Genomic DNA, 26,266 nt, shown 5'->3' with positions numbered 1-26,266 from the left:
AAAGACTAGTAAAACAGTCAACATTAAGGGGTGATGAAATGAAACTTTCTACAAAAGGTAGATATGGAGTAAAGGCTATGGTAGATCTTGCTATACATTATGGAGAGGCCCCAGTTTCAATAAAGGTTATTTCTAAAAGACAAAATATATCAGAATATTATTTAGAACAGTTATTTTCACCATTAAGAAAAGCTGGTCTTATAAAAAGTATTAGAGGAGCTCAAGGTGGATATGTTTTAAATAAAGAGCCACAAGAAATAAAGGTATCTGATGTTATGTATGTTTTAGAGGGCCCTATTGAAATAGCTGATTGTATAGAGGGTTCAGAGTGTAACAATATAGATTGTTGTGCTACGAGACTCTTATGGAAAAAAATAAAAAATAGTATCGATGAAGTAATGGAAAGTATTACTCTTCAAGATATAGTTAATGATTACACAAATATTAAAAGCAAAAACGAGGAAATTAAACTTGTAAAGAGGAGTGAATAATATGAAAACTGTATATATGGATTATGCAGCAACAACATATGTAAAACCAGAAGTTCTAGACGAAATGATGCCATATTTCACAGAGAAATTTGGAAATCCATCATCTTTTTATGGAATATCAAGAGAAACAAAAATGGCTATAGATAATTCAAGAGGAAAAATTGCAAAAGCTTTAAATTGTGATTTAAATGAAGTTTACTTTACAGGTGGTGGTTCAGAAGCAGATAACTGGGCTATAAAAGGAATTGCATGGGCACATAAAAAGAAAGGTAACCATATAATTACTACAAAGGTTGAACATCATGCAGTATTACACACTTGTGAATACTTAGAAAAGAATGGATTTGAAGTTACATATCTTGATGTAAATGAAGAAGGATTTATAGATTTAGAAGAGTTAAAAAATGCTATTACAGACAAGACAATTTTAGTTTCTATTATGTTTGCAAATAATGAAATTGGTACTATTCAGCCAATTAAAGAAATTGGGGCAATATGTAAAGAAAGAAAAATATTCTTCCATACAGATGCAGTTCAAGCTATAGGAAATATTAACATAGATGTTAAAGATATGAACATAGATTTACTATCACTTGCAGGACATAAGATTTATGGTCCAAAGGGAATAGGAGTCTTATACGTAAGAAAAGGTATAAGAATTGAAAATCTAATTCACGGTGGAGGACAAGAAAGAGCACGAAGAGCAGGAACAGAAAATATTGCATCAATAGTAGGTTTAGGAAAAGCTATAGAATTAGCAACAGAAAACCTAGATGAACATGCAAAGAAAATGACTGTTTTAAGAGATAAACTTATAGATGGTTTACTAAAGGTTCCACACACAAGATTAAACGGACCAAGAGGTGATAAAAGATTACCTGGTAATGTAAATATAACATTTGAATTTATAGAAGGTGAGTCAATTTTATTATCCTTAGACTTTGAAGGTGTATGTGCATCAAGTGGAAGTGCTTGCACTTCAGGTTCACTAGATCCATCTCATGTTTTACTTGCAATAGGACTTCCTCATGAATTAGCTCATGGATCATTAAGATTAACACTTGGAGATGGTTCTACAGAAGAAGATGTGGATTATGTAATAGAAGTTGTACCACCAATTATAGAGAGATTAAGAAATATGTCACCATTATGGGAAGACTATTTAAAGAAGGGAGCAAAATAATATGATATATAGTGATAAAGTAATGGATCATTTTAAGAATCCAAGAAACGTAGGAGAAATAGAAGACGCAAATGGTGTTGGAGAAGTAGGAAATGCTAAGTGCGGAGATATAATGAAAATATACTTAAAGGTAGAAGATAATATAATAAAAGATGTTAAGTTTAAGACTTTTGGCTGTGGTTCTGCTATAGCATCTTCATCAATGGCTACAGAGCTAATTATGGGAAAAACTATAGAAGAAGCTTGGGAGTTATCAAACAAGGCAGTTGCAGAAGCTTTAGATGGACTTCCACCAGTTAAGATGCATTGTTCAGTATTAGCAGAAGAAGCAATTCATAAAGCTATTAATGATTATAGAAAAAGCAATGGATTAGACGTTTGGGATTTTGAAGAACATGATAACATCCATGATCATGTTCATGGACATCAAGAATAAAGGCAACTTTATGAAAAAGAAAGTAGTTATTGGTATGAGCGGTGGAGTGGATAGCTCCGTCGCTGCTTACCTTTTAAAAGAGCAAGGTTATGACGTAATAGGTGTTACAATGAAACACTTTGATGATGAAGATAGTAGTTATGTTGAAAGAGAAGGTGGATGTTGTTCTCTATCAGCAGTAGATGATGCAAGAAGAGTAGCTGATAAATTAGGTATTCCTTTTTACGTGCTTAATTTTAAGGAAGTTTTTAAAGAAAAAGTTATAGACTATTTTGTTCAAGAGTATATAGAAGGAAAAACTCCGAATCCGTGTATTGCTTGTAATAAACACATAAAATTTGATGAGTTTTTAAGAAAAGCTAAGGGTATAGGGGCTGATTACGTAGCAACAGGTCATTATGCTAAGATAGAAAATAGAGATGGAAGATTCCATTTACTTAGAGCTGATGATGATAGAAAAGATCAAACTTATGCTTTATATAACTTTACACAAGAACAATTAAGTCAAACTTTAATGCCTTGTGGAGAATATACTAAAGATAAAATAAGAGAAATAGCAAAAGAGATAGGTCTTGCTGTACATAATAAAAAAGATAGTGAGGAAATCTGTTTTGTTACAGATAATAATCATGGTGGATACATATTAAGAGCTAAACCTGAAAAAGTTAAAGAGGGTAATTTCGTAGATAAAGAAGGAAATATCTTAGGAAAACATAAAGGGATAGTTTATTATACTATAGGACAAAGAAAGGGGTTAGGGTTAGCCCTTGGAAGGCCTGTTTTTGTTACTGGTATAAACCCTAAAACTAATGAAGTTATAATAGGTTCAGAAGACGACATATTTAGAACTGACTTAGTAGCTAAAGAAGTTAATTTTATAGCTATAGATACTTTAAAAGAGGAGATGGAAGTTACAGCTAAAGTTAGATATTCAGCAAAACCAGCAGAAGCTAGTATATCTCCTTTACCTAATGGAAGGGTTAAAGTATCCTTTAAAGATAAACAAAGAGCTATAACAAAAGGCCAATCAGTAGTTTTTTATAACGGAAATGATGTTGTTGGTGGGGGAGTTATAGAAAAAGTTTTATAATATTATATAAGATTTTAAAATTCTCACAATTAAATTGTGGGGATTTTTTTTGCTTTTTTGGAAAAACTAAAAGTATAAAAGGAAAGAAAGAGAGGGTAATATGTTAAAGACCAAAGATTTCTATCTTATGAAAGTTTACGATATTAAGGGGAAATACCTTGGCGTTATAGAAGATTTATGTATAGATTTTTATAATGCTGCTGTAAAGGGGTTTTTTATATCTAATTTTATGTTGTTATCAAATAAAAATTTTGCAAGTATAGATGATATTATTTCGTTAGATGAAGTTCTAATTGTAAAGAAGATAGTCCATTTTAAAGGGCTTACCTTTAGAAATATAAAGGATATGGATATTATAGACACTAATAATATTATGAAAGGTGCACTTGAGGATTTACTTATAGAAAAAAAAGACCTTTCTATAAAGGGATTAATTATGAGCTCAGGGCTTTTTGATAAAATGATAAAAGGTAAAGAAATACTTTTAGTAAATGAGTGTATATTAGGAGAAGATTTTATACTATATCACGGAAGTGAAAGTATAAAATTTAAGGCGATTCCTCACAAAAAAATAAATGAAAATATACAAAAAGTATAAAACCTTAATAAATAAAATAATTCTAATAACACTCATTTTATTATCAATATTTATATATTTTAAAGTAGATACTATAAACAATATAGTTAATATAGTATTTATAGGATTTATTTTTGCTTATGCATTAAACCCTATAAGAAATAGTATTAGTGAAAGATTTAATATAAGTAAAAGAATATCTTCTATAATATTAATAATTTTTATAGTTACTTTAATATTAATAATGCTTTATTTAGTAGTACCAACTATATTAAAAGAAAGTTTGAATTTTGGAGAAATGCTTGATAATATAGAAAAATATATAAGTGATTTAGCGATAAAGCTTAAAATAAATGATATATCATTTTTTCAATCTATATATACTCAAATAAATGAAGAGGTAAATAGATTCTTAAGTGGATTTAGTAATAATTTTATAGAAAATATGATGGGAATTTTTGAAAATCTAGTTTCTTTTGCTATAGTACCTATAGTAACTTATTATTTTTTAGTAGATGGAGATTTGATATATAATAAAATTTTACTTATATTACCTACAGAAAAAAGAGTTATAGCTAAAAAAGCTATAAATAATATAGATAGAATATTATCAAGATATATAATAAGTCAATTGTTATTATCATTAATAATAGGAGTGTTAACATTTATTATACTAATGATTATAGATGTTAAATTTGCTTTTATACTGGCAGTCTTAAATGGAATTCTTAATATAATACCTTATTTTGGCCCTATTATAGGAGGGATTCCAGCAGTGATTATTGCTCTTATAGATTCTCCAACTAAAGCTTTATGGACAATAATTGGAGTTTTCTTACTTCAACAAATAGAGGGGAATATTTTATCGCCGAAAATAACTGGAGATAGCACTAATATGCACCCTATAATAATTATTATATTATTATTAATTGGAGAAAAAATAGGTGGATTTGCAGGGATGGTTTTAGCAGTACCTATTGGTGTTATAATAAAGGTTATCTATGATGATATAAACGACTATTTGTTTTAAAAATAATTGACATATTTTAATAAATAAACTATAATTTCATTGAAATATAACAAAATATATATGATGGCGATGAAGAGAATGAGTAAATATGAAATCTATATTTAGAGAGGAAGTGGGTGGTGCAAACTTCTTATAGAACATATTGAAGCTATCTTGGAGCCTATATTTTCTAAGTGATGCATATTTTTATGCATAATTAGGGTGGTACCGCGGAAATATGTTTTCGTCCCTTTTATTTTTATTAGGGATGAAAACTTTTTTTTATATTCAAAATGCAATTAAATGATAAAAATCATTAAGAAGATAAATGGAGGTAATTTACTATGAAATTCATGGGAGCAAATGAACTAAGAGATGCTTATTTAAGCTTTTTTGAATCAAAGGAACACTTAAGACTTGAAAGTTTTCCTTTAGTACCTAAAAACGACAAGTCTTTATTATTAATAAATGCTGGTATGGCACCTTTAAAGCCATATTTTACAGGACTTCAAAAGCCACCAAAGACAAGAATAACAACTTGTCAAAAATGTATAAGAACTGGTGATATAGAAAATGTAGGAAAAACATCAAGACATGGTACATTCTTTGAAATGTTAGGAAACTTCTCTTTTGGAGATTACTTTAAAGGAGAAATAATTCCATGGGCATGGGAATTTATAACAGAAGTTTTACAAATACCAAAGGAAAAGCTATATGTAACTATCTATTTAGAAGATGATGAATCTTTTGATATATGGTGTCAAAAAACAAATGTAGATACAAGTAGAATATTTAGATTAGGAAAAGATGATAACTTCTGGGAAATTGGAGTAGGACCATGTGGACCATGTACAGAAATTCATTATGATAGAGGCGATGGAGTTATAAAAACTGTAGAAGAGTTTTTAGAAGCTAGTGAAGAAGATAGAGTAGTTGAATTCTGGAATCTAGTATTTACTCAATTTGATAAAGATGAAGAAGGAAACTATAATAGATTAGCTCATCCTAATATAGATACAGGAATGGGATTAGAAAGAATAGCTACTATAATGCAAGGTGTTAATAATATATTTGAAATAGATACAGTGAAAAATATATTAGATAAGGTATCAAAGTTATCAGGAGTAGTTTATGGAAAAGATTCATCAAAGGATATTTCTTTAAGAATAATTACAGATCATGTTAAATCAGTAACTATGCTTATTTCAGATGGAGTTCAACCAAGTAATGAAGGAAGAGGTTATGTACTTAGAAGACTTTTAAGAAGAGCAGCAAGACATGGTAGATTACTTGGAATAAAAGGATTATTCTTAACTGATATAGTTGAATCAGTTGTAGAAAACTATGGAGAAGCTTATCCACAATTAAAAGAAAATAAAGATTATATCGAAAAAATAGTATCTTTAGAAGAAGAAAGATTTAACGAAACAATAGATGCAGGAATGCACATATTAAATAGTTATATTGAAAAATTAAAAGAATCTAAAGAAACTACCTTAAAGGGTGAAGAAGCATTTAAATTATATGACACATATGGATTCCCAATAGAACTTACTGAAGAAATTTTAGAAGATGTTGGAATGGATGTTGATAAAGAAGCCTTCAAAAAGGAAATGGAAGCTCAAAGACAAAGAGCAAGAAGTGCAAGAGGCGAAACTTCATATATGGGAAGTGACGAAAATCCTATAAATAAGATAGAAGCATCAATAAATACTGAATTTGTTGGATATAATGAAACTAAAATAGAAGGTAAAGTTCTTGTATTAGCTGATGATAAAAGCTTTAAGGATGAGCTTAATGCAGGAGACAAAGGGTATATCGTAACAGATAAAACTACTTTCTATGCTGAAATGGGTGGTCAAGTAGGAGATAAAGGTATAATTAAAGGTCAGCAAGGTGAAGCTTACGTTTATGATACTAAGAAAAATGTTGGTGGAAAAACTGTTCATTATGTAAAAGTTAATGAAGGAAAAATAAAAGTTAATGAAATTGTAACTTTAGAAGTTAATATAGAAAGAAGAGCTAATATATGTAAGAATCATACTGCAACGCATATGTTACATGAAGCGTTAAAAGAAGTTGTTGGAAAGCATGTAAATCAAGCAGGTTCATATGTTGATGAAGAAAGATTAAGATTTGACTTTACTCACTTCCAAGGATTAACTTTAGAAGAACTAGACAAAGTAGAAGAATTAGTTAACAGAAAGGTTATGGAAGTATTTAAAGTAGAAACTAACCTTATGACATTAGAAGAAGCTAAAAATTGTGGTGCTATGGCTTTATTTGATGATAAATATGGAGATAAAGTTAGAGTTGTAAATGTTGGAGAATTCTCAGTTGAACTTTGTGGTGGTACACATGTATGTAATGCAGGAGAAATTGGTTTATTTAAGATAATTGGAGAATCAGGAGTTGCAGCAGGTATAAGAAGAATAGAAGCAGTTACTGGTTTTAATGCTATTAAGTTTATTGAAGAAAAACAAAGAACTTTAAAAGAAGCTTGTGAAGCTTTAAAATGTACAGAAAAGGATGTTTTAAAGAAAATATCATCTCAAACTTCAGAATTAAAAGAAAAAGATAAAGAGATAGCAGAATTAAAGAGCAAGTTAACTTCAGGGGCTGAAGATGATATTTTAAAATCAGTTAAAGAAATTAATGGAATTAAAGTCGTTGCATACTCAGTTTCAGATGTTGATGGTAATGCATTAAGAGATTTAGCTGATAAGGTTAGAAATAAGATTGGTAGTGGTGTTGTTGTATTATTAAGTGATGTACAAGGAAAGGTTAATTTAGTAGCTATGGCAACTAAAGATGTAGTTTCATCAGGAGTACATTGTGGTAAAATAATAAAAGAAGTGGCTACTATTGTTGGCGGAGGCGGCGGTGGAAGACCGGATATGGCTCAAGCTGGCGGAAAGAATCCAGAAAAGATAAATGAAGCAGTAGATAAAACTTATTCAATAGTTGAAACTTTAGTAAAATAGTGTACTTTTTTATAGATTTAAGGTATAATTAAGTAAAGTAAATAAATGAATAAAAAATCATTTATTAGATATAATATTTATAATGAATATTAAAAAAGTAAGGGGGTGAGCTGCAGATAGGGCAGCGATACTATGAATAATAACTTAGATCATACAATGCAATTTAATTTAAACATTAATAGAGAAGATTTAACAAAATCAATTTTAACAGATGTTTATAATGCGTTACAGGAAAAGGGTTATAATCCAATTAACCAATTAGTTGGATATCTTATTTCTGGAGACCCTTCTTACATTACAAGCTACAATGGAGCAAGAGCTTTACTTAGAAAACTTGAAAGAGATGAAATTTTAGAAGAAGTTATAAAATCTTATTTGGAAATAAAATAGAGAGTGCCCGTTCATTCGGGCACTCTTAATATTTAAGGAGTCAAGTGTGAGGATACTAGGATTAGATGTAGGATCAAAAACTATAGGAGTAGCAATTAGTGATCCATTAGGTTGGACAGCTCAAGGAATAACTACAATAAGAAGATCAAATAGAGAAAAAGACATAGAAGAAGTTAAGAGAATATGTAAAGAATACTCTGTAGAAACTATAGTTATTGGATTGCCTAAAAATATGAATGGAAGTATTGGAGAGTCTGGGGAACGTGTTTTAGAGTTATCAGAAGATATTAAAACAGCTACAGGCTTAAAAATAGAGATGTGGGATGAAAGGTTAACTACAGTTGCAGCCCATAAAGCTATGTTAGAAGCAGATTTATCAAGAAATAAAAGAAAAAAAATAGTTGATAAAATAGCAGCTACATATATTCTGCAAGGATATTTAGACAGAATAAGCATGAAATAAACAAGAAATTCCCAATTGAAAATTATTATTGACAATACTAAGCTAAAAAACTACAATTATAAAAAGGAGATATTAGATATGGATAAAGATTTAAAACAAATAGAATTATATGATGAAGATGGAAATTTAGTAAAACTAAATATCGTTGCATTTTTTGATATGATAAATCCAGATACAGAAGAAAAGTCAGAATATGTTATCGTTTATGATGAAGAATATACTGAAGAAGATGTATTTGCATTAAAGGTTGACAAAGATGAAGATGGGGAAGATTTATTAATCCCTGTAGATGATGAAGTAGAACTTGCGGCAGTTCAAGAAGCTTATGACACTATTTTTAGTGATGTTGAATAGATCGAAAAGGAATGTGAAGAGGTGATGTCTATGGAAGATATAACATGCGTTGATTTTAATTTATTAAAAGAAGAATTAAAGCAAAAGGGTTACAAGTTAACACCTCAAAGAAGAGCTATTGTAGATTCAATTATAGAAAATGAGGGCGAACATTTAACAGCAGAAGAAATATACGATGAAGTTAAAAAGAAATGCCCTGAAATTGGATTAGCTACTGTATATAGAACAATAATTCTATTAGAGGAATTAGGTGTTATATGTAAACTTGATTTAAATGATGGTTGTAGTAGATATGAATTAGTTCATAAAGATGAAGCACATAGACATCATCATTTAGTATGTAATGAATGTAAAAGTGTTTTAGAAGTTCAAGATGATTTACTAGATGAATTAGAAGAAGAAATCGAAAGAACTTATGGATTTAAAATACTAGATCATAGCGTTAAATTCTTTGGTGTTTGTAAAAGATGTCAAAGTAAACATAAATAATTAAATAAAGGAAATCCTCTTACTTTAAGAGAAGACATCCTTTGTAATACATATCTTATGAAAAGGAGGGGACATATTGAGAAACGAAAAGGCTAAGGTTAAAATTATTCCTTTAGGCGGAATAAATGAAATCGGGAAAAACATAACAGCAATTGAATACAAAAATGATATAGTTGTAATAGATTGTGGATTAAAATTCCCCGATGATGATATGTTTGGTATTGATTTAGTAATACCAGATGTAAGCTATCTATTAAAAAATAAAGATAGAGTAACAGGAATATTTTTAACTCACGGGCATGAAGACCATATTGGTGCATTACCATATATTCTAAAACAATTAAATGTACCTATATATGGCACTAAGCTAACTCTTGGTATTGTGGAAACTAAATTAAAAGAGCACGGATTATTAAGTACAACTACACTTGTACGAGTAAAGCCAAGAGATGTAATAAAATTAAACTCTGTATCAGTAGAGTTTATAAAAACAAACCACTCTATTGCTGACTCAGTAGCAATAGCAATACACACTCCACTTGGAGTTGTACTTCACACAGGAGATTTTAAAATAGATTATACTCCTATTGATGGTCAACCAACTGATTTTGCAAGACTTGCAGAATTAGGAAAAAGAGGTGTATTGGTGATGATGGCAGATTCAACAAATGTTGAAAGACCAGGATACACTATGTCAGAAAGAAGAGTAGGGGAGAGTTTTGCAAGAATATTCTCTAAAACTAAAGGTAGGATTATAGTAGCAACCTTTGCTTCAAATATCCATAGAATACAACAAATAATAGATGCTGCTACAATTTATGGAAGAAAAGTTGCAGTATCAGGTAGAAGTATGGAAAATATAGTTGCAGTTGCTATAGAACTTGGATATTTAGAATTTGAAAAGGATGTACTAGTTAGTATAGATCAAATTAATAAATATAATAATGATCAAGTTGTTATAATAACTACAGGTAGTCAAGGTGAACCAATGTCAGCTTTAGCTAGAATGGCTGCATCAGAACATAGAAAAGTTAATCTTGTAGAAGGAGATACAGTTATTATTTCAGCTACACCAATTCCAGGAAATGAAAAACTTGTTTCTAAGGTTATAAATCAATTGTTTAAAAAAGGTGTAGATGTAATATATGAATCTTTAGCAGAAGTCCATGTATCTGGGCATGCTTGTCAAGAAGAATTAAAACTAATGCAGTGTTTAGTAAAGCCTAGATATTTTATCCCTGTTCATGGTGAATATAGACATTTAATACAACATGGTGAACTTGCAATGAAACTTGGACTTCCAGAAAGTAACGTTGTAATTGTAGAAAATGGAGATATTATTGAAGCTAATAGACAAGGAATAAGAAAAAACGGTTCTGTAATTTCAGGTCAAGTATTTGTTGATGGATTAGGCGTTGGAGATGTTGGAAATATAGTATTAAGAGATAGAAAACATTTATCACAAGATGGTATATTAACAGTAGTTGTTACACTTTCAAAAGAAAATAATACTGTAGTAGCAGGTCCAGATATTATATCAAGAGGTTTCGTTTATGTTAGAGAATCAGAAGGTTTAATGGATGAAGCCAAAGAAATAGTAAAGAATGTGCTTAAAGAGTGTGAAGAAAAGAAGATTACAGATTGGGCAAGCCTAAAATCAAGAATAAGAGATGAACTTAGAACATACTTATATGAAAAAACTAAGAGAAAGCCAATGATATTGCCTATAATAATGGAAATATAGCGCTTTAACTTGACATTTTTTGAGTTTACTCTTAGAATGTATAAGAGTATTAGTGTGAAATAAAATTAGAAATTGGATACGAAGTGTATCCAATTTTATTTTGGGAAAAATAAGTTATAGGTTTACAAGAAAACAATAAATCGATATATATTGGAGGAAATTAAATGGAATTAACAAAAAGAAATGATATAAGAAATATAGCTATCATAGCCCACGTTGACCATGGTAAGACTACGCTAGTTGATGCTTTATTAAAAGAAAGTCATGTATTTAGAAGTAATGAAAAAGTAGATGAAAGAGTAATGGATTCTAACGATCTTGAAAAAGAAAGAGGAATTACAATTCTTTCAAAGAATACATCTTTAATTTATGATGAAATAAAGATAAATATTGTAGATACTCCAGGACATGCTGATTTCGGTGGAGAAGTTGAACGTGTATTAAAAATGGTAGATTCAGTTTTATTAGTAGTAGATTCATATGAAGGTCCAATGCCTCAAACTAAGTTCGTTTTAAAGAAGGCATTAGAACTAGGATTAAAGCCAATCGTTGTTATAAACAAAATTGATAAGCCTAATGCTAGACCTGAAAATGTTATTGATGAAGTATTTGACCTATTCTTAGAATTAGGAGCAGATGATGAACAATTAGACTTCCCTATAATATACGCTTCAGCTAGAGAAGGTTTTGCAAGATATAATGTGGAAGATGAAAATAACAACATGGAACCATTATTCAAAACTATAATAAAGCATGTAGCACCACCAGAAGGATATTTAGATGGACCATTCCAAATGTTAGTTACTACATTAGATACAAATGAATATGTAGGTAGAATAGCTATTGGTAAAATCCATAGAGGTAAAGTAAAGAAAAATGAAATGGTTGCTTTAGTAAGAAAAGATGGAAGTACATCAAATTACAGAGTTTCAAATATATTTACATATAGCGGATTAAATAGAGAAGAAGCTCCAGAAGCATCTTTAGGTGATATAATAGCATTAAGTGGTGTTCCAGATTGTAACATAGGAGAAACTATAGCTAGTTCACAAGAACCAGAAGCATTACCATTCGTTGAAATTGACGAACCAACATTAAGCATGAACTTTATGGTAAATGATTCACCTTTTGCAGGTAAAGAAGGAGAATTTGTTACATCAAGACATTTAAGAGATAGATTATTAAAAGAGTTAGAAACTAATGTAAGTTTAAGAGTAAGAGAAATTACTCCAGATTGTTTCGAAGTATCAGGAAGAGGAGAACTTCATTTATCAATACTTATAGAAACAATGAGAAGAGAAGGATATGAACTTCAAGTTTCAAAAGCAAATGTTATCTTAAAAGAAGAAGCAGGAAAGAAATTAGAACCAATGGAATATTTAACAATTGATGTTCCAGAAGAATTCATGGGACCTGTTATGGAAAAATTAGGACCTAGAAAAGGTGAAATGGTAAATATGACTTCAGCTGTTAATGGATATACAAGATTAGAATTTGTTATTCCAGCTAGAGGACTTATTGGATTCAGAAATGAATTTATGACAGATACAAAGGGTAATGGAATAATGAACCATGTATTCCACGGATATGCACCATACAAAGGTGAAATGCCAGGAAGAAGCAGAGGATCAATTTGTTCATTCGAAGATGGAGAATCAATTGCTTACGGTTTATTTAATGCTCAAGAAAGAGGAGTTTTATTTATAGGAGCAGGAGTTCCTGTATATAAAGGTATGATTGTTGGAGAAAGTGCTAGAGCAGAAGATATAGATATAAATATTTGTAAAGGTAAAAAACTTACTAATACAAGATCATCAGGAGCAGATGAAGCTGTAAAACTAATACCTCCAAGACAAATGACATTAGAACAATGTTTAGAATTCATTAATGCTGACGAATTAGTAGAAGTTACACCAGAAACAGTAAGAATGAGAAAAAGAGAATTAGATCCAGCTCAAAGAAAAAGAATGATAAGCAGAACTAAAAAGTAAGAAAACTGTAAAAATTTCTTTAAAATTATATACAAAAGTATTATAATAAAGTGAATAGCCTATTATCAGGCTATTTACTTTTGTATATAGGGGGTTTTTTATGAAAAATTCTAATATAAAAAAAGTAATTTTAATAGCTGTTTTACTTGTTGTTATTATCGTTCCTTCTATAATTTTTAATAGAACCATAAAAAATCCAGTAAAAGTTGAAGGCGATATAATAATAAATGTAAAAGAGGGAGATAGTTTTTATGGAATCTTAAATGAACTCTCACAAAGTGATAAGATTAAAGGATTACCTTTTATAAAACTATATTTAAAGATTACAAGTAAGGATCTTGAAGTAAAGCCAGGTACATATGAAATACATAATACTATGAGTATTAACGACATAGTAGATACCTTAACTAGTGAATCTACAAAAGGACTTATTAAATTTACTGTTCCAGAAGGATATACAGTAGATGATATAGCATTAAAGCTTGAAAAAGAAGGAATATGTACAAAAGAGGAATTCATAAAAACTATAAAAGAATATGAATTACCTAGTTTTGTTAAAAAAAATTCCAGTAAAAGGTATAATTTAGAAGGATATTTATTTCCAGATACATATATTATCAAACAGGATGAAAGTCCTAAAGACATAGTAAAAGCTATGATTTCTAGATTTGAAGAAGCCTTTAAAGAAGCTTTAAAAGAAACCAATATGAAAGTTTCTGATGAAGATGTAGAAACTATAATTACAATAGCATCAATGATAGAAAAAGAAGCTAGAGTAGATAAGGAAAGACCATTAATATCATCTGTAATTTCTAATAGAGTATCAAAAGGTATGAAGTTACAAATAGATGCTACAGTTATATATGCATTAGGTGAACATGTTGAAACGGTTTTAAATAAACATTTAGAAATAGATTCACCTTATAATACATATAAAATTAATGGATTACCTATAGGACCTATATCAAATCCAGGAATGCCATCAATTTTAGCAGCATTAAAACCTGCTTCAACTGATTATTTATTCTATGTCTTAGAAAAGGATATGAAACATCACTTCTTTACAAGTGATGAACATGAATTTATGAGAAAACTAAAAGAGCTTGGCTATTTGGAGGAATAAAATGAGTGGAATAACCTATGATTATATGGAAGAATATATTAGAGGTTTAATAGGAGAAAATGAAGGTAAATATAAGGAATTAGAAGATTTTGCAAAGGAAAATGGAGTACCCATTGCACAAAAAGAAACAGCAAAATTTTTAGAATTTATGGTTAATATGAAAAAACCTTTAAGAATATTAGAATTAGGCACAGCTATAGGATACTCAGCTACATTAATGTATGAAGCATCAGGAACAAATCCAAGTATTACTACTATAGAGCGTGATGAAAATATGATAAGATATGCTAAAGAAAACTTTAAAAAGTTTAATTTAGAAGATAAAATTGAAATAAAGTCTGGAGATTGTTTAGAAATTTTAGAGGAATTACAAGAACCATATGACTTGATATTTATGGATGCAGGTAAAGGACATTATAATCATTTTTTACCACATTGTCTTAGATTACTAAAAAAAGATGGAATTATAATTGCAGATAATGTTCTATTTAGGGGTATGGTTGCATCAAATGATTTAGTAAAAAGAAGAAAAATAACAATAGTGAAAAGAATGAGAACATATTTAGATCTTGTATCAAAAGATAAAGAGCTAATTACATCTGTAATACCAATGGGGGATGGAATTGCAGTGACTAAAAGGAGGTAATTAAATATGAAAAAACCAGAGATTTTAGCACCAGCAGGAAGTCTAGAAAAATTAAAGGTAGCTATAGATTTTGGAGCCGATGCTGTATATATAGGTGGAGGGAAATTAAACTTAAGAGCATTCTCAGATAATTTTACAAATGATGAAATTGCTGAAGGTGTTAAGTACTGTCATGAAAGAGGAAGAAAATTATATGTAACTATGAATGTATTCCCAAGAAACCATGACTTAACTGGAGTTGAAAACTATATAAAGGGGCTAAATGATTTAGGAATAGATGCAATAATAGTTGCAGACCCTTCAATAATAGTTGCAGCTAAAGAAGTTGCACCAGATTTAGAAATACATTTAAGTACTCAAGCAAATACAGTAAACTGGAAAGCAGCTAAGTTTTGGTATGATCAAGGCGTAAAAAGAATAGTATTAGCAAGAGAGCTTACATTCAATGAAATAAATGGAATAAAAGCAAATTTACCAGAAGAATGTGAATTAGAAGCATTTATACATGGTTCTATGTGTATAGCATATTCAGGTAGATGCTTAATATCTAACTATATGCTAGGTAGAGATGCAAATAAGGGGATTTGCTCTAATGCATGTAGATATAAATATCATCTAGTTGAAGAAACAAGACCTGGACAATATTATCCAGTAGTAGAGGATGATAATGGAACTTATATAATGAACTCTAAAGATTTATGTATGATACATCATATTCCAGAACTTATTAAGAGTGGAATACATTCATTAAAAATTGAAGGAAGAATGAAAAGTGAGTTTTATGTAGCATCAGTTGTAAAAGCATATAGAGATGCTATAGATTCTTATATGGAAGATCCTGAAAACTATGAATTTAAAGAAGAGTGGATGGAAACACTATTAAAAATAAGCCATAGACAATACCATACTGGTTTCTTCTTTGGAAAAAGTGGAGAACAAAACTATGATGAATCATCATATGTTAGAGATTATGACATTGTAGGTATAGTTAAGTCTTATGACCCGGAAACTAAAGTTGCAACAATTCTTCAAAAAAATAGAGTGTTTGAAAATGATACTGTAGAAGTTTTAAGAGCACATACACCATATTTTGATGTAGAGCTTAAAGAAATGTTTGATTTGGAAAAAGAAATTCAAACAAATGTTGCAAATAGAGCCCATATGATGTTTACTGCAAAGGTAGAAGTGCCTTTAAAAGAAAATGATATGTTAGTTAAGGGAAAAAAGACATTAAAACTATAAGATAAGCGGGGAGGATTTCCAAAATGAAAAAACCAATATTAATAGGAATAACTGGAGGAACTGGTTCAGGTAAAAGTACCATTGCAGATGCTATATTTTCAAGTTTTGCAGATGAATGCATAGCAATGATACAACAAGATATGTACTACAAAGATCAAAGTCATTTAACAATGGATGAAAGAGTTAAAACAAACTACGACCATCCAAGAGCTTTTGATAATGATTTATTAATAGATCATTTAAAATCTTTAATGGAAGGAAAAGCAATAGAAAAACCAATCTATGACTTTTCAGCACATAATAGAGCAAAAGAAACTGTAAGAATAGAACCTAAAGACATTATAATTGTTGAAGGTATATTAGTATTAGAAGACGAAAGAATTAGAGATCTTTTAGACATAAAAGTTTATGTGGATACTGATGCAGATATAAGAATTTTAAGAAGATTAGTAAGAGATATAAACGAAAGAGGAAGAACTGTAGAATCTGTTATAGAACAATATCTAGGTGTTGTAAGACCAATGCACATGCAATTTACAGAACCAACAAAGAGATATGCTGATATTATTGTTCCAGAAGGGGGACAAAATAAAGTAGCTATAGATATATTGGTTACCAAAATAAAAGATATATTAAAATAGTTGTATAAAAAACACCTCCCTAGGCTAGAATTAAGCCTAGGGAGGTGTTTTATTTGAGTGGAAAGAAGTTAATTAATTTAAAAAGAATAAGATTAACATTTGGAATTTTCATTATTTTGTTGATAGCTTTAGGGGGAAGGCTTTATTTTCTTCAGGTTCATCCTACAGAAATGGTTACAGGAGAAATGACAAATCATCAAACTGAAGATATTTCACAAGTTAGATATAAGATATTAGATACCAATGGAAAAGATATGTTAAACTATAGCAAAAAGTATATAATGGTATTAGATACAAAACCTTTCATGCTAAATAATTATGAAGAAACTTTGGAAGATTTAATGGCTCTTAATTTTATTATGAAGTCAGAAGATACTGATTTTAATTATACAAAAATCATGAATGAAGGTGGAAAAAGATACTATAGAGTAAGTGAAGAAACATACAATAAAATAAATAAATTAGAGAATGTAAAAGGGATTTACACATACGTATACGATGAAGTTGATTCGAAGGAAGCTTGGAGAGTAGAAAATTTTTTATCTAAAATAGGTGATAAAGAAGAAGTTGAAGGTTCATTACAATGGGAATTAAATAAATATATAGGAGAAAATAAATATCCCAAATCAAGGTTTTATTTAGATGATAAAGCTGTTTATAGTGATGGTGAAGTAGATGAAGGGGCAGATAATAAAAATATAAAGTTAACTATAAATAAAGAGTGGGAAGATAAAATAAGAGAAATATTAAAAAGAGAAGACTACGGTTTCTTAAAAAATGTTGGCGTAGTAGTTTCAGAAGCAGAAACTGGTAAAATAAGAGCTATGGTTCAAAAGGATGAGAGTCAAGCAAATGTAAATTTAGGTATAGAGCAACTTGGATATGAACCAGGATCAATTTTTAAAGTAATTACAGAAACTATAGGATTAGATTTAGGGTTAATACGTCCTACTGATACATTTGTATGTAGTGGAGTTATTTGTAGTAAACACGGAAAATCTTATGCACATGGTACTATGTCTGTAGAAGATGCTCTTAAAATTTCTTGTAATGATGTTTTTGCAAAAGTAGGTGGATTAATTGGGTATGATAAATTTATGGATTATATCCAAAAAATGGGGTTATTTCAAAGGGTTTTAGGTTTAGAAGGAGAAAGTACAAATGAAGCTACAGGAGTTAAACCTAAAAGAGAAGATAGTATGAATAATATTTCTATAGGTCAAGCGACTATGGTAACTCCATTACAAATGGCAGGTCTTTATAATACAGTAGTAAATGATGGTGTATATATAAAACCTACAATAATCGAAGAGGTATTAGACAAAGATAATAATTCTATACATAAGTTTAAAAATGAGTCAGTAAGAATATTTAGTCAAACTTCTGCTAAAATAGCTCAAGAGACAATGTCAAAAGTAATATGGGAAGGATCAGGGTTTGAAGCGAAAGTTGAAGGTGTTAAAATTGGTGGTAAAACAGGAACCTCAACAGGTGAAGGTGGTACAAATCATGGATGGTTTGCTGGATACTTCATTAAAGATGGTAAAAAGTACACAATAGTAGTTATTGCACCACATATAGGAGAAAAACATCCAGATGGTAGAGATCTAGGTGGCGGTAATACAGGTGCTCCTATATTTAGAGATGTAGTAACAGCTATAGCAAAATAGTTATAAGTATAGAAAAAGCTTAATATTCATATATTGAGCTTTTTTATTTTCTTAACTTTTAGTATATAAATGTAAAGTAAATGAAAAAGTATTCCAACTTTATTTTTAATAGTATAAGCAATTTTTTCGTACTTAATCATAGTATATAATAAGCACTATTAGGAGGAAGTTAAGTGTTTTTTATATCAAATATAATAGAACTGTTATGTAATTCTATATTTTTAACAGGATATATAGCAGGTAGTAATACATTTCCTAAACCTTTAGATGAAAAAGAAGAGCAGTATTACTTAGCACTTTTAAAGGAAGGAGATAAAGAAGCTAAAAGTGTTCTTATAGAAAGGAACTTAAGATTAGTTGCACATATAGTTAAGAAATATACTTTTCCGAATAAAGATGTAGATGAGCTTATATCAATAGGAACAGTAGGGTTAATAAAAGCAATAGATTCTTTTGATGGTTCTAAAGGAACAAGACTTGCAACTTATGCATCTAGATGTATTGAAAATGAAATATTAATGCTATTTAGAAATAATAAAAAGCAAAAAAGTGAAGTATATCTTCAAGATCCAATAGGGGTTGATAAAGAGGGTAATGAAATATGTTTAATTGATGTTTTAAGTAGTGAAAAAGATTCTGTTTTAGAAAAAGTGGAAAGTAACCTCCAAATAAAATCATTATATAGTAAGATAGGGGTTTCTCTAAGTGATAGAGAAGGGGAAATATTAAAAATGAGATATGGATTAATAGATGGAAGGTGTAGAACACAAAGAGAAATAGCTGCTCTTATGGGGATATCTAGATCATATGTTTCAAGAATTGAAAAGAAGGCTCTTAAAAAGTTAAAAAAAGAAATGTCAAGCAAATAAAATATATATCCTCCTGTTGAAACATTATGTATTAAAAAAAAGGAATGTGACGATTTTTATAGAATATAATACTAATAGGGCTTTTCTATGATGCAAGAGGAGGATAAAAATGTATTTTTTACGTGATTTACTAAGTAAGACAATAGAGGCAGAAGCATCAGATCTGCATTTGACAGTTGGGTTACCGCCTATTATAAGAAATAATGGGAAATTAATGAAACTTGGAACTAATAAGTTAACACCAGATGATATGGAAGCTTTTGCAAATGAAATATTGGAAGCCAGATATGAAGAGTATAATAAAATAGGAGAGTTAGATATATCTTACTCATTACCTGGAATTGGAAGATTTAGGGTGAATATATTTAAACAAAGAAATAGTGATGCAATTGCAATAAGAGTTATTGCTTTAAAGATACCAACACTTGATGAACTTAAACATCCAAATGTTATAAAAGATATGTTAAAAAATCAAAGAGGATTAGTTTTAGTAACAGGATCTACAGGTAGTGGAAAAAGCACTACTTTAGCAGCTATGATAAATGAAATAAACAACACAAGAGAAGCTCATATAATTACATTAGAAGATCCAATTGAATATTTACACAAACATAATAAGTGTATAATTAATCAAAGAGAAATAGGAAAAGATAGCAAAAGTTATGAAAGTGCTTTAAAAGCAATATTAAGAGAAGACCCAGATGTTATCTTAGTAGGAGAGATGAGAGATTTAGAAACTATTTCTATTGCCTTAACGGCAGCAGAAACGGGTCATTTAGTATTCTCCACACTACATACTATAGGTGCGGCTAAAACGATAGATAGAATTATAGATGTTTTTCCACCACATCAACAACAACAAGTTAGAGTACAACTATCAGCTGTGCTTAAGGGTGTGATATCTCAACAACTTGTACCTAATTCAGATAATTCAGGTAGAGTAGTAGCAATGGAAACTATGGTAACAACTCCAGGAATACAAAATCTAATTAGAGAAGGAAAAACTTATCAAATAGAGTCAGCTATACAAACGGGCAATAAATATGGTATGAAAACAATGGATATGTCTCTTTCAGAATTATATAGAAGAGGCATTATAAGTATAGAAACTGCCTTTAGTTACTCAGTAGATAGAGAAACTATAAAGAGAATAATGATGCTTTAAACATTAAAGATGTTAACTTTTAGTTAACATCTTTAATGTTTTTTTATAAATCTATAATTTGGAATAAATTTTATGAAGGAAAATTTATATTAATGTTGAATAGTATATATAGTAGTGTCTTCAAGCAGATTAGAATGGAGTTATTGTAAATCTAATGGGTATAAAATTTCATTTAAGTAGGCTTTACATAATATAAAACTCTAAATATAATCTTAAAAGCTATATATTAAATTAGAAGCTTAATATTAGAAGCGTACAAATTCGTTAAAGAATTAATTATATAGTAAAAAGGTTTAAGCTAATTAAATAGTTATAAGATTATTGCTTTTAACAAAAGATAATAAAATGGGAGAGGGTGTTAGTATAATTACATTCTTAAAACATAAATATCTTAATATTTATGTAGAAGAATGAAAGAAAAGTTTTATTTATTAAATGTAAAATAAAATATAATTAGAATTAAAACACTTAATGTAGATAAACAGTTGTTTTATTTGATTTTAGATGCTAGAATAAAAGAAATGTTGAATTTTATTAAAGTTAAATTCAAAAATACTGGCTATTTTTATAGGAATAGTAGTATAATTTTCTATGGCATTTGTATTAATTTCTTTTAAGGAATTAATAATTAAGATAAATAGTAGTATAAATCTATTGTCTTACAAAAAAACAATTGGGATTACAAATTTCTTCAACTTTGACTCTTTTACTATTGTTAAAGATATACATAATGAGTTAAAATTATATTATGTGAAGAAGAATTTAATTTGCAAAGCCATAATGAATTAGTGAAAAGATAGGATAGAAAAGAAGATAATATGTGGAACAAAGTAAAAATTACTAGTAGATATTTTCTAAAGGAGGAATTGTTTTGTTAGATTTCGAAGTAGATATGCAAGAATTAACCAATATTAAAGTTATTGGTTGTGGTGGCGGCGGTGGAAATGCCGTTAATAGAATGATAGCTGAAGGTTTAAAAAATGTTGAATTTATAGCTGTTAATACAGATAAACAAGCATTAATGTTATCTCATGCAAATGTTAAAATTCAAATTGGTGATAAGCTTACAAAGGGGTTAGGCGCAGGTGCTAATCCTGAAATAGGAAAAAAAGCTGCAGAAGAAAGCAGAGAAGAAATAGCAGAAGCAATAAAAGGTGCCAACATGGTATTCATCACAGCTGGAATGGGTGGTGGAACAGGTACAGGAGCAGCTCCAGTAGTTGCAGAAATAGCAAAAGCTATGAATATATTAACAGTAGGTGTTGTTACTAAACCATTCCCATTTGAAGGGAAAAGAAGAATGAGACATGCTGAAATGGGGATTGAAAACCTAATGAATGCTGTAGATACACTTGTTATCATTCCAAATGAAAGATTATTATCAATGGCTGATAAGAAGACAACTCTTCTAGATTCATTTAAATTAGCTGATGATGTATTAAGACAAGGTGTTCAAGCTATATCTGACCTTATTACAATTCCTGGGGTTGTTAATGCTGACTTTGCTGACATAGAAACTGTTATGTTAAATAAAGGATTAGCTCACATGGGAGTTGGACATGGTACTGGAGATAATAAAGCTCAAGATGCAGTAAGACAAGCGATTTCATCACCATTATTAGAAACTTCAATAGATGGAGCTACAGGAGTTATAATTAACTTTACAGGTGGCGTAGATTTAGGAGCTATTGAAGTATATGAAGCTGCTGATATAGTAAGAGAATCTGCTGACCCAGATGCTAACATAATATTTGGTGCTGTTATAGATGAAACTCTAACAGATGAAATTAGAATTACAGTTATTGCAACTGGATTTGAAGAAGAAAACCATTCATTATCTGTAGAAAAGCCTGTAGTAGAAAAGAGAACTGTAGTAAAAGAAACAGTACAAAAAGAAGAAATAGTTATGGAGCAGCCAAAGAGAGTAGATCCATTATTAGATATTGATACAGATAGTGTTAATATACCAAGTTTCTTAAGATCAAGAAAATAAGTATTTACTTAAAAGTTTATTATAGTATTTAAAAGACGAGGATTCATAAATCCTCGTCTTTTATTTTTATAAAAAATAAATTAAGGTAGATATATTTAAATTAATAAACTACATAACTGTAATTAAATGTAAAAAACAAGGGGGAAAAATATATTTAAAGGTTAGTTATTATGACAAAATTTTGAAGTATCAAAGTTTATAATTTAATACAAGGGAGGAACAAGGAATGGTTGTGTATGTTGATGTAGTTTTTATTGAGAATTTTATTGTAAATCTATTTTTATTATTAATTACTATGAAGCTACTAAGATTTGAGTATAGGAAGAGTATTTATGTAGGGGCAGTACTTGGAGGATTATATACTCTAGCTTTATTTATAAAAATTCCTGTACTTACATCATTAGTTGGGAAAATACTAGTAGCATTAATTATGATAATGTTAACGGTTAAAAAAAGAACTTTAGGAACTATAATAAAGGCAGTGATTACCTTCTTTATAGGGTCCTTTACATTATGTGGAATATGTTTTACCTTTTCATTAATGCAAAATCAATATTCTATTTCAAAAGATTTTATTATAAGCAATTATTCAATAAAATATATAATTGTTTCAATAATGATACTATACATAGTTATAGTTAGGATTGTAGATTATTTACGAGAAAGAGCTTTAATTAAAAATTTATTATATGATATCGAGTTTTCTTACAATGAAAAAAAAGTATGTTTGAAAGGATTTTTAGATACAGGAAATGAACTAAGAGAGCCAGTAACTAATTTGCCATGTATTATAGTTGAAAATGAACTAATAGATACTATGAATATACCAGATGAAAAGGCTTATTATATCTCATACAGCACTATAGGTGAGGATGGTAAATTAAAGGGATTCAAAGGAGAAAAGATTAAGGTTAGACAACAAAATGAAGATTGGAGAACTATAGATGCAATTATTTGCAGTTGCAAGAATAATAAATTAAGTAAAGAAAATGAATTTAATGCATTATTATCAAGAGGTATTATATAGGAGGAGAGTATGTTAAGGTTAGATGTATTATTAAATAGAATTATACAAAAATTAAAGTTATTTAAAAGTAAAGTTCACTATGTAGGGGGAAATGATTCTTTACCACCACCACTAAAGAAAGAGGAAGAAGAGGAACTAGTTAATAAATTAATAAAAGGCGATGAATCAATTAGAGATATATTAATTGAAAGAAATTTAAGATTAGTTGTATATATAGCAAGAAAGTTTGAAAATACAGGAGTTTGTGTAGAAGATTTGATATCAGTAGGAACAATAGGACTTATAAAAGCTGTTAATACATTTAATCCTGAAAAGAAAATAAAACTTGCAACCTATGCCTCAAGGTGTATAGAAAATGAAATTCTTATGTATCTTAGAAGAAATAGTAAGGTAAAAGCAGAGATATCCTTTTATGAACCTTTAAACATAGATTGGGATGGAAATGAATTATTGTTATCGGATATTTTGGGAACAGAAAATGATACTGTTTATAATTTAATAGAAGATGAGGTAGACAAGCAATTATTATTTTTAGCATTAAAACATCTTAATGAAAGAGAAAAAGAAATTGTAAAATTAAGATTTGGGTTAAATGGAACAAGAGAAAAGACTCAGAAGGAAGTAGCTGACATGCTTGGGATATCACAATCATATATTTCAAGGCTAGAAAAAAAGATAATAAGTAGACTTAAAAAAGAAATCAATAAAATGATTTAGGTTGTCTTTAGTATAAAAGTAAACTCTATCGGAAATACTTTTAAATGCAGTATGTTATTACTTCCGAAGGGGTTGATGATTTTGATCATTAATAAGGTAGAAATATGTGGAGTAAATACTTCAAAATTACCAATATTAAAAGAAAAAGAAAAAAGAGAATTACTACTTAGTATGAGAGCAGGAGATACTACTGCAAGAGAAACTTTTATTAAAGGTAATTTAAGATTAGTCCTTAGTGTGATTCAAAGGTTTAATAATAGAGGAGAAAATGTAGATGACTTATTTCAAGTAGGGTGCATTGGCCTTATGAAAGCCATTGATAACTTTGATTTAGGTCAAAATGTTAAGTTTTCAACTTATGCTGTTCCTATGATAATAGGAGAAATTAGAAGGTACTTAAGAGACAATAACTCAATAAGAGTAAGCAGATCTTTAAGAGATATTGCATATAAGGCCCTTTTAGTTAGAGATAGACTTATAAAGGACAATAATAAGGAACCAACCGTCTCTCAAATAGCAAAGGAGTTAAACTTACCAAGAGAAGAAGTGGTGTTTGCCCTTGATGCCATTCAAGATCCAGTTTCTCTTTTTGAACCAATTTATCATGATGGTGGAGATGCTATTTATGTCATGGATCAAATCAGCGATTCTAAAAACAGCGATGAAAATTGGCTTGAAAACATATCTATAAAGGAAGCTATGAAAAAATTAAATGATAGAGAAAAATTAATTTTAACATTAAGGTTCTTTAATGGAAGAACACAAATGGAAGTAGCTGACGAAATAGGAATATCACAAGCTCAAGTTTCAAGACTAGAAAAGACAGCCTTAAAGCACATGAAAAAATATGTATAGAGCTCAATTTTTGAGCTCTTTTATATATTTTTCATAGCCTATCGCCAAAGATAAAAACTATAAAAACATTAAAGGAAAGCTAAAATGAGGATAATAAATCTTCATTTTAGCTAAAGCATTAATTAAAGAGGAGATGCATATAATAATTAATATATAATGTATGGGGGGATGAAGAATGAACTTTATGGGTGGTATGATGAATGAAGAAAATAATGAAAATATGGATAGTGATTTAATCTTACATTCATTAAATGCATTAAGATCAATGGAAGTTATAGATATAAAAAATGGTGCTAAATTAGGATTCGTTAAAGATGTTGTTATAGATATTAAGGAGAGTAAAGTGGTAGCTATAATATTACCATCTATTGATAAAAATTGGTTTAGTAAAGAAGAAGATATAGAAGTTCCTTGGGATCATGTAAAAAAAGCAGGTATAGATGTACTATTAGTTGATACAACAGATATTATAAAAGAGGAATTTAAAAATAATATCTAGAAAAATTATAAATATATAGTATAATAATAACATGGGAAACTGGAATTAATAACAAGATATGAAAGGCGTGAAGATAATGAAATGTCCTTTTTGTTCCTTTGAAGAAAGCAAAGTAGTAGATTCAAGATCAACAGATGATAATACAACTATTAGAAGAAGAAGAGAATGTTTAAAGTGCAACAAGAGATATACAACATACGAAAAAGTAGAAGATATTCCTATATTAGTAATTAAAAGAGATTTAACAAGAGAAAATTTTAATAAAGAAAAAATTATAAATGGATTAATTATTGCTTGTCAAAAAAGACCTATATCAAGAATGCAAATAGAAAAAATTGCGTCAGATATAGAAAAAACAATTTCAAATAAAATGATAACAGAAGTAGAATCAGAGCATATTGGTGAGATGGTTATGAATAGATTAAAAAAGATAGATGAAATATCATATGTTAGATTTGCTTCAGTATATAGACAATTTAAAGATATAAATACATTTTTAGAAGAAATTAAAAGTTTAGTATCTAAAAATTAAAAGCTTATTAGCGTATGCTAATAAGCTTTTTTAGTTAAATGTATGTTAAAAAGGGATAATATATTTAAAATAAATAGAAAAACTAT

Annotated in this window: 26 protein-coding genes and 1 other annotated feature; all 26 genes read left to right on the top strand. The window is 29.1% G+C overall.

The genetic code is table 11. The annotated features are described in order from the left end of the window. Positions 1-38 precede the first annotated feature (38 nt). The 26 genes from BTM21_RS06730 (at position 39) to nrdR (ending at position 26,180) form a co-directional block, all read left to right on the top strand. Positions 39-491 (top strand): RrF2 family transcriptional regulator, encoded by a 453-nt coding sequence (locus BTM21_RS06730; protein ID WP_021875468.1) that lies wholly within the window; start codon positions 39-41, stop codon positions 489-491. Position 492: 1 nt separating this feature from the next. Continuing rightward, the gene (gene nifS / locus BTM21_RS06725; RefSeq protein ID WP_021875469.1) at positions 493-1,674 is read left to right on the top strand and encodes a cysteine desulfurase NifS; all 1,182 of its coding nucleotides are present in this window, start codon (positions 493-495) and stop codon (positions 1,672-1,674) included. 1 nt (position 1,675) lies between these two features. Further along, positions 1,676-2,110, top strand: a complete 435-nt coding sequence (gene nifU, locus BTM21_RS06720) for a Fe-S cluster assembly scaffold protein NifU (protein WP_021875470.1) — start codon at positions 1,676-1,678, stop codon at positions 2,108-2,110. A gap of 10 nt (positions 2,111-2,120) precedes the next feature. Beyond that, entirely contained in the window at positions 2,121-3,200 is a 1,080-nt protein-coding gene (mnmA, locus tag BTM21_RS06715; protein WP_021875471.1) for a tRNA 2-thiouridine(34) synthase MnmA, read from the top strand. Positions 3,201-3,300: 100 nt separating this feature from the next. Further along, positions 3,301-3,798: a PRC-barrel domain-containing protein gene (locus BTM21_RS06710; protein ID WP_079481298.1), complete on the top strand. Its 498-nt coding sequence runs from the start codon at positions 3,301-3,303 to the stop codon at positions 3,796-3,798. Further along, the gene (locus BTM21_RS06705) at positions 3,776-4,807 is read left to right on the top strand and encodes an AI-2E family transporter (protein ID WP_079481299.1); all 1,032 of its coding nucleotides are present in this window, start codon (positions 3,776-3,778) and stop codon (positions 4,805-4,807) included. Before BTM21_RS06710 ends, BTM21_RS06705 begins: the two co-directional genes overlap by 23 nt. 60 nt (positions 4,808-4,867) lie before the next feature. Then, positions 4,868-5,041, top strand: a binding site (T-box leader). A gap of 89 nt (positions 5,042-5,130) precedes the next feature. Next, the gene (gene alaS, locus BTM21_RS06700; RefSeq protein ID WP_096145382.1) at positions 5,131-7,770 is read left to right on the top strand and encodes an alanine--tRNA ligase; all 2,640 of its coding nucleotides are present in this window, start codon (positions 5,131-5,133) and stop codon (positions 7,768-7,770) included. 132 nt (positions 7,771-7,902) lie between these two features. After that, positions 7,903-8,160, top strand: coding sequence for an IreB family regulatory phosphoprotein (locus BTM21_RS06695; RefSeq protein ID WP_021875475.1), 258 nt, complete (start codon positions 7,903-7,905; stop codon positions 8,158-8,160). A 46-nt stretch (positions 8,161-8,206) separates the two neighbouring features. Beyond that, on the top strand, positions 8,207-8,623 hold the full coding sequence (gene ruvX, locus BTM21_RS06690) for a Holliday junction resolvase RuvX (protein ID WP_021875476.1): 417 nt from the start codon (positions 8,207-8,209) through the stop codon (positions 8,621-8,623). Between the two features lie 78 nt (positions 8,624-8,701). Next, positions 8,702-8,977, top strand: coding sequence for a DUF1292 domain-containing protein (locus BTM21_RS06685; RefSeq protein WP_021875477.1), 276 nt, complete (start codon positions 8,702-8,704; stop codon positions 8,975-8,977). Positions 8,978-9,007: 30 nt separating this feature from the next. Further along, a complete protein-coding gene (locus BTM21_RS06680; RefSeq protein ID WP_079481300.1) occupies positions 9,008-9,466 on the top strand; it encodes a Fur family transcriptional regulator in 459 nt (152 codons plus the stop codon). Positions 9,467-9,542: 76 nt separating this feature from the next. Then, the gene (locus tag BTM21_RS06675) at positions 9,543-11,210 is read left to right on the top strand and encodes a ribonuclease J (RefSeq protein WP_021875479.1); all 1,668 of its coding nucleotides are present in this window, start codon (positions 9,543-9,545) and stop codon (positions 11,208-11,210) included. 164 nt (positions 11,211-11,374) lie between these two features. Next, on the top strand, positions 11,375-13,201 hold the full coding sequence (gene typA / locus BTM21_RS06670; RefSeq protein ID WP_021875480.1) for a translational GTPase TypA: 1,827 nt from the start codon (positions 11,375-11,377) through the stop codon (positions 13,199-13,201). Between the two features lie 100 nt (positions 13,202-13,301). Then, positions 13,302-14,324, top strand: coding sequence for an endolytic transglycosylase MltG (mltG, locus tag BTM21_RS06665; protein WP_021875481.1), 1,023 nt, complete (start codon positions 13,302-13,304; stop codon positions 14,322-14,324). A gap of 1 nt (position 14,325) precedes the next feature. Continuing rightward, positions 14,326-14,970, top strand: a complete 645-nt coding sequence (locus BTM21_RS06660) for an O-methyltransferase (RefSeq protein WP_021875482.1) — start codon at positions 14,326-14,328, stop codon at positions 14,968-14,970. A 6-nt stretch (positions 14,971-14,976) separates the two neighbouring features. Further along, positions 14,977-16,212: a peptidase U32 family protein gene (locus BTM21_RS06655; RefSeq protein ID WP_021875483.1), complete on the top strand. Its 1,236-nt coding sequence runs from the start codon at positions 14,977-14,979 to the stop codon at positions 16,210-16,212. Positions 16,213-16,235: 23 nt separating this feature from the next. Continuing rightward, positions 16,236-16,853 (top strand): uridine kinase, encoded by a 618-nt coding sequence (gene udk / locus BTM21_RS06650; protein WP_021875484.1) that lies wholly within the window; start codon positions 16,236-16,238, stop codon positions 16,851-16,853. Between the two features lie 44 nt (positions 16,854-16,897). Further along, positions 16,898-18,523: a penicillin-binding transpeptidase domain-containing protein gene (locus tag BTM21_RS06645; RefSeq protein ID WP_372450486.1), complete on the top strand. Its 1,626-nt coding sequence runs from the start codon at positions 16,898-16,900 to the stop codon at positions 18,521-18,523. Positions 18,524-18,696: 173 nt separating this feature from the next. Further along, positions 18,697-19,392 carry an RNA polymerase sporulation sigma factor SigK gene (gene sigK / locus BTM21_RS06640; protein ID WP_021875486.1) on the top strand — a complete coding sequence of 232 codons (696 nt, stop codon included), beginning with the start codon at positions 18,697-18,699 and terminating at the stop codon, positions 19,390-19,392. Positions 19,393-19,501: 109 nt separating this feature from the next. Further along, complete coding sequence (locus BTM21_RS06635; protein ID WP_079481301.1) at positions 19,502-20,557, top strand: type IV pilus twitching motility protein PilT; 1,056 nt, start codon at positions 19,502-19,504, stop codon at positions 20,555-20,557. 871 nt (positions 20,558-21,428) lie between these two features. Further along, the gene (ftsZ, locus tag BTM21_RS06630) at positions 21,429-22,550 is read left to right on the top strand and encodes a cell division protein FtsZ (RefSeq protein WP_079481302.1); all 1,122 of its coding nucleotides are present in this window, start codon (positions 21,429-21,431) and stop codon (positions 22,548-22,550) included. A gap of 226 nt (positions 22,551-22,776) precedes the next feature. Further along, a complete protein-coding gene (locus BTM21_RS06625) occupies positions 22,777-23,577 on the top strand; it encodes a sigma-E processing peptidase SpoIIGA (RefSeq protein ID WP_079481303.1) in 801 nt (266 codons plus the stop codon). Positions 23,578-23,586: 9 nt separating this feature from the next. Next, the gene (gene sigE, locus BTM21_RS06620) at positions 23,587-24,294 is read left to right on the top strand and encodes an RNA polymerase sporulation sigma factor SigE (protein WP_021875490.1); all 708 of its coding nucleotides are present in this window, start codon (positions 23,587-23,589) and stop codon (positions 24,292-24,294) included. Positions 24,295-24,375: 81 nt separating this feature from the next. Then, positions 24,376-25,149 (top strand): RNA polymerase sporulation sigma factor SigG, encoded by a 774-nt coding sequence (sigG, locus tag BTM21_RS06615; RefSeq protein ID WP_021875491.1) that lies wholly within the window; start codon positions 24,376-24,378, stop codon positions 25,147-25,149. A gap of 175 nt (positions 25,150-25,324) precedes the next feature. Further along, entirely contained in the window at positions 25,325-25,648 is a 324-nt protein-coding gene (locus tag BTM21_RS06610; RefSeq protein ID WP_021875492.1) for a YlmC/YmxH family sporulation protein, read from the top strand. Between the two features lie 76 nt (positions 25,649-25,724). Continuing rightward, on the top strand, positions 25,725-26,180 hold the full coding sequence (nrdR, locus tag BTM21_RS06605) for a transcriptional regulator NrdR (protein ID WP_079481304.1): 456 nt from the start codon (positions 25,725-25,727) through the stop codon (positions 26,178-26,180). Positions 26,181-26,266: the final 86 nt, after the last annotated feature.

It is taken from the genome of Clostridium chauvoei, assembly GCF_002327185.1.
GTDB classification, from domain to species: Bacteria; Bacillota; Clostridia; order Clostridiales; family Clostridiaceae; genus Clostridium; species Clostridium chauvoei.
The sequence above is the reverse complement of the archived record's forward strand: the minus strand, read 5'-3'. Positions and strand labels throughout refer to the sequence as shown.

Coding starts and splice junctions, on each gene's coding strand:
- udk (WP_021875484.1), top strand. CDS start 16,236: ATGAAAAAACCAATATTAATAGGAATAACTGGAGGAACTGGTTCAGGT.
- mnmA (WP_021875471.1), top strand. CDS start 2,121: ATGAAAAAGAAAGTAGTTATTGGTATGAGCGGTGGAGTGGATAGCTCC.
- alaS (WP_096145382.1), top strand. CDS start 5,131: ATGAAATTCATGGGAGCAAATGAACTAAGAGATGCTTATTTAAGCTTT.
- nifS (WP_021875469.1), top strand. CDS start 493: ATGAAAACTGTATATATGGATTATGCAGCAACAACATATGTAAAACCA.
- nifU (WP_021875470.1), top strand. CDS start 1,676: ATGATATATAGTGATAAAGTAATGGATCATTTTAAGAATCCAAGAAAC.
- BTM21_RS06655 (WP_021875483.1), top strand. CDS start 14,977: ATGAAAAAACCAGAGATTTTAGCACCAGCAGGAAGTCTAGAAAAATTA.
- BTM21_RS06610 (WP_021875492.1), top strand. CDS start 25,325: ATGAACTTTATGGGTGGTATGATGAATGAAGAAAATAATGAAAATATG.
- BTM21_RS06685 (WP_021875477.1), top strand. CDS start 8,702: ATGGATAAAGATTTAAAACAAATAGAATTATATGATGAAGATGGAAAT.
- sigE (WP_021875490.1), top strand. CDS start 23,587: ATGTTAAGGTTAGATGTATTATTAAATAGAATTATACAAAAATTAAAG.
- BTM21_RS06705 (WP_079481299.1), top strand. CDS start 3,776: ATGAAAATATACAAAAAGTATAAAACCTTAATAAATAAAATAATTCTA.
- nrdR (WP_079481304.1), top strand. CDS start 25,725: ATGAAATGTCCTTTTTGTTCCTTTGAAGAAAGCAAAGTAGTAGATTCA.
- typA (WP_021875480.1), top strand. CDS start 11,375: ATGGAATTAACAAAAAGAAATGATATAAGAAATATAGCTATCATAGCC.
- BTM21_RS06710 (WP_079481298.1), top strand. CDS start 3,301: ATGTTAAAGACCAAAGATTTCTATCTTATGAAAGTTTACGATATTAAG.
- BTM21_RS06625 (WP_079481303.1), top strand. CDS start 22,777: ATGGTTGTGTATGTTGATGTAGTTTTTATTGAGAATTTTATTGTAAAT.
- BTM21_RS06680 (WP_079481300.1), top strand. CDS start 9,008: ATGGAAGATATAACATGCGTTGATTTTAATTTATTAAAAGAAGAATTA.
- BTM21_RS06695 (WP_021875475.1), top strand. CDS start 7,903: ATGAATAATAACTTAGATCATACAATGCAATTTAATTTAAACATTAAT.
- BTM21_RS06635 (WP_079481301.1), top strand. CDS start 19,502: ATGTATTTTTTACGTGATTTACTAAGTAAGACAATAGAGGCAGAAGCA.
- BTM21_RS06660 (WP_021875482.1), top strand. CDS start 14,326: ATGAGTGGAATAACCTATGATTATATGGAAGAATATATTAGAGGTTTA.
- mltG (WP_021875481.1), top strand. CDS start 13,302: ATGAAAAATTCTAATATAAAAAAAGTAATTTTAATAGCTGTTTTACTT.
- BTM21_RS06730 (WP_021875468.1), top strand. CDS start 39: ATGAAACTTTCTACAAAAGGTAGATATGGAGTAAAGGCTATGGTAGAT.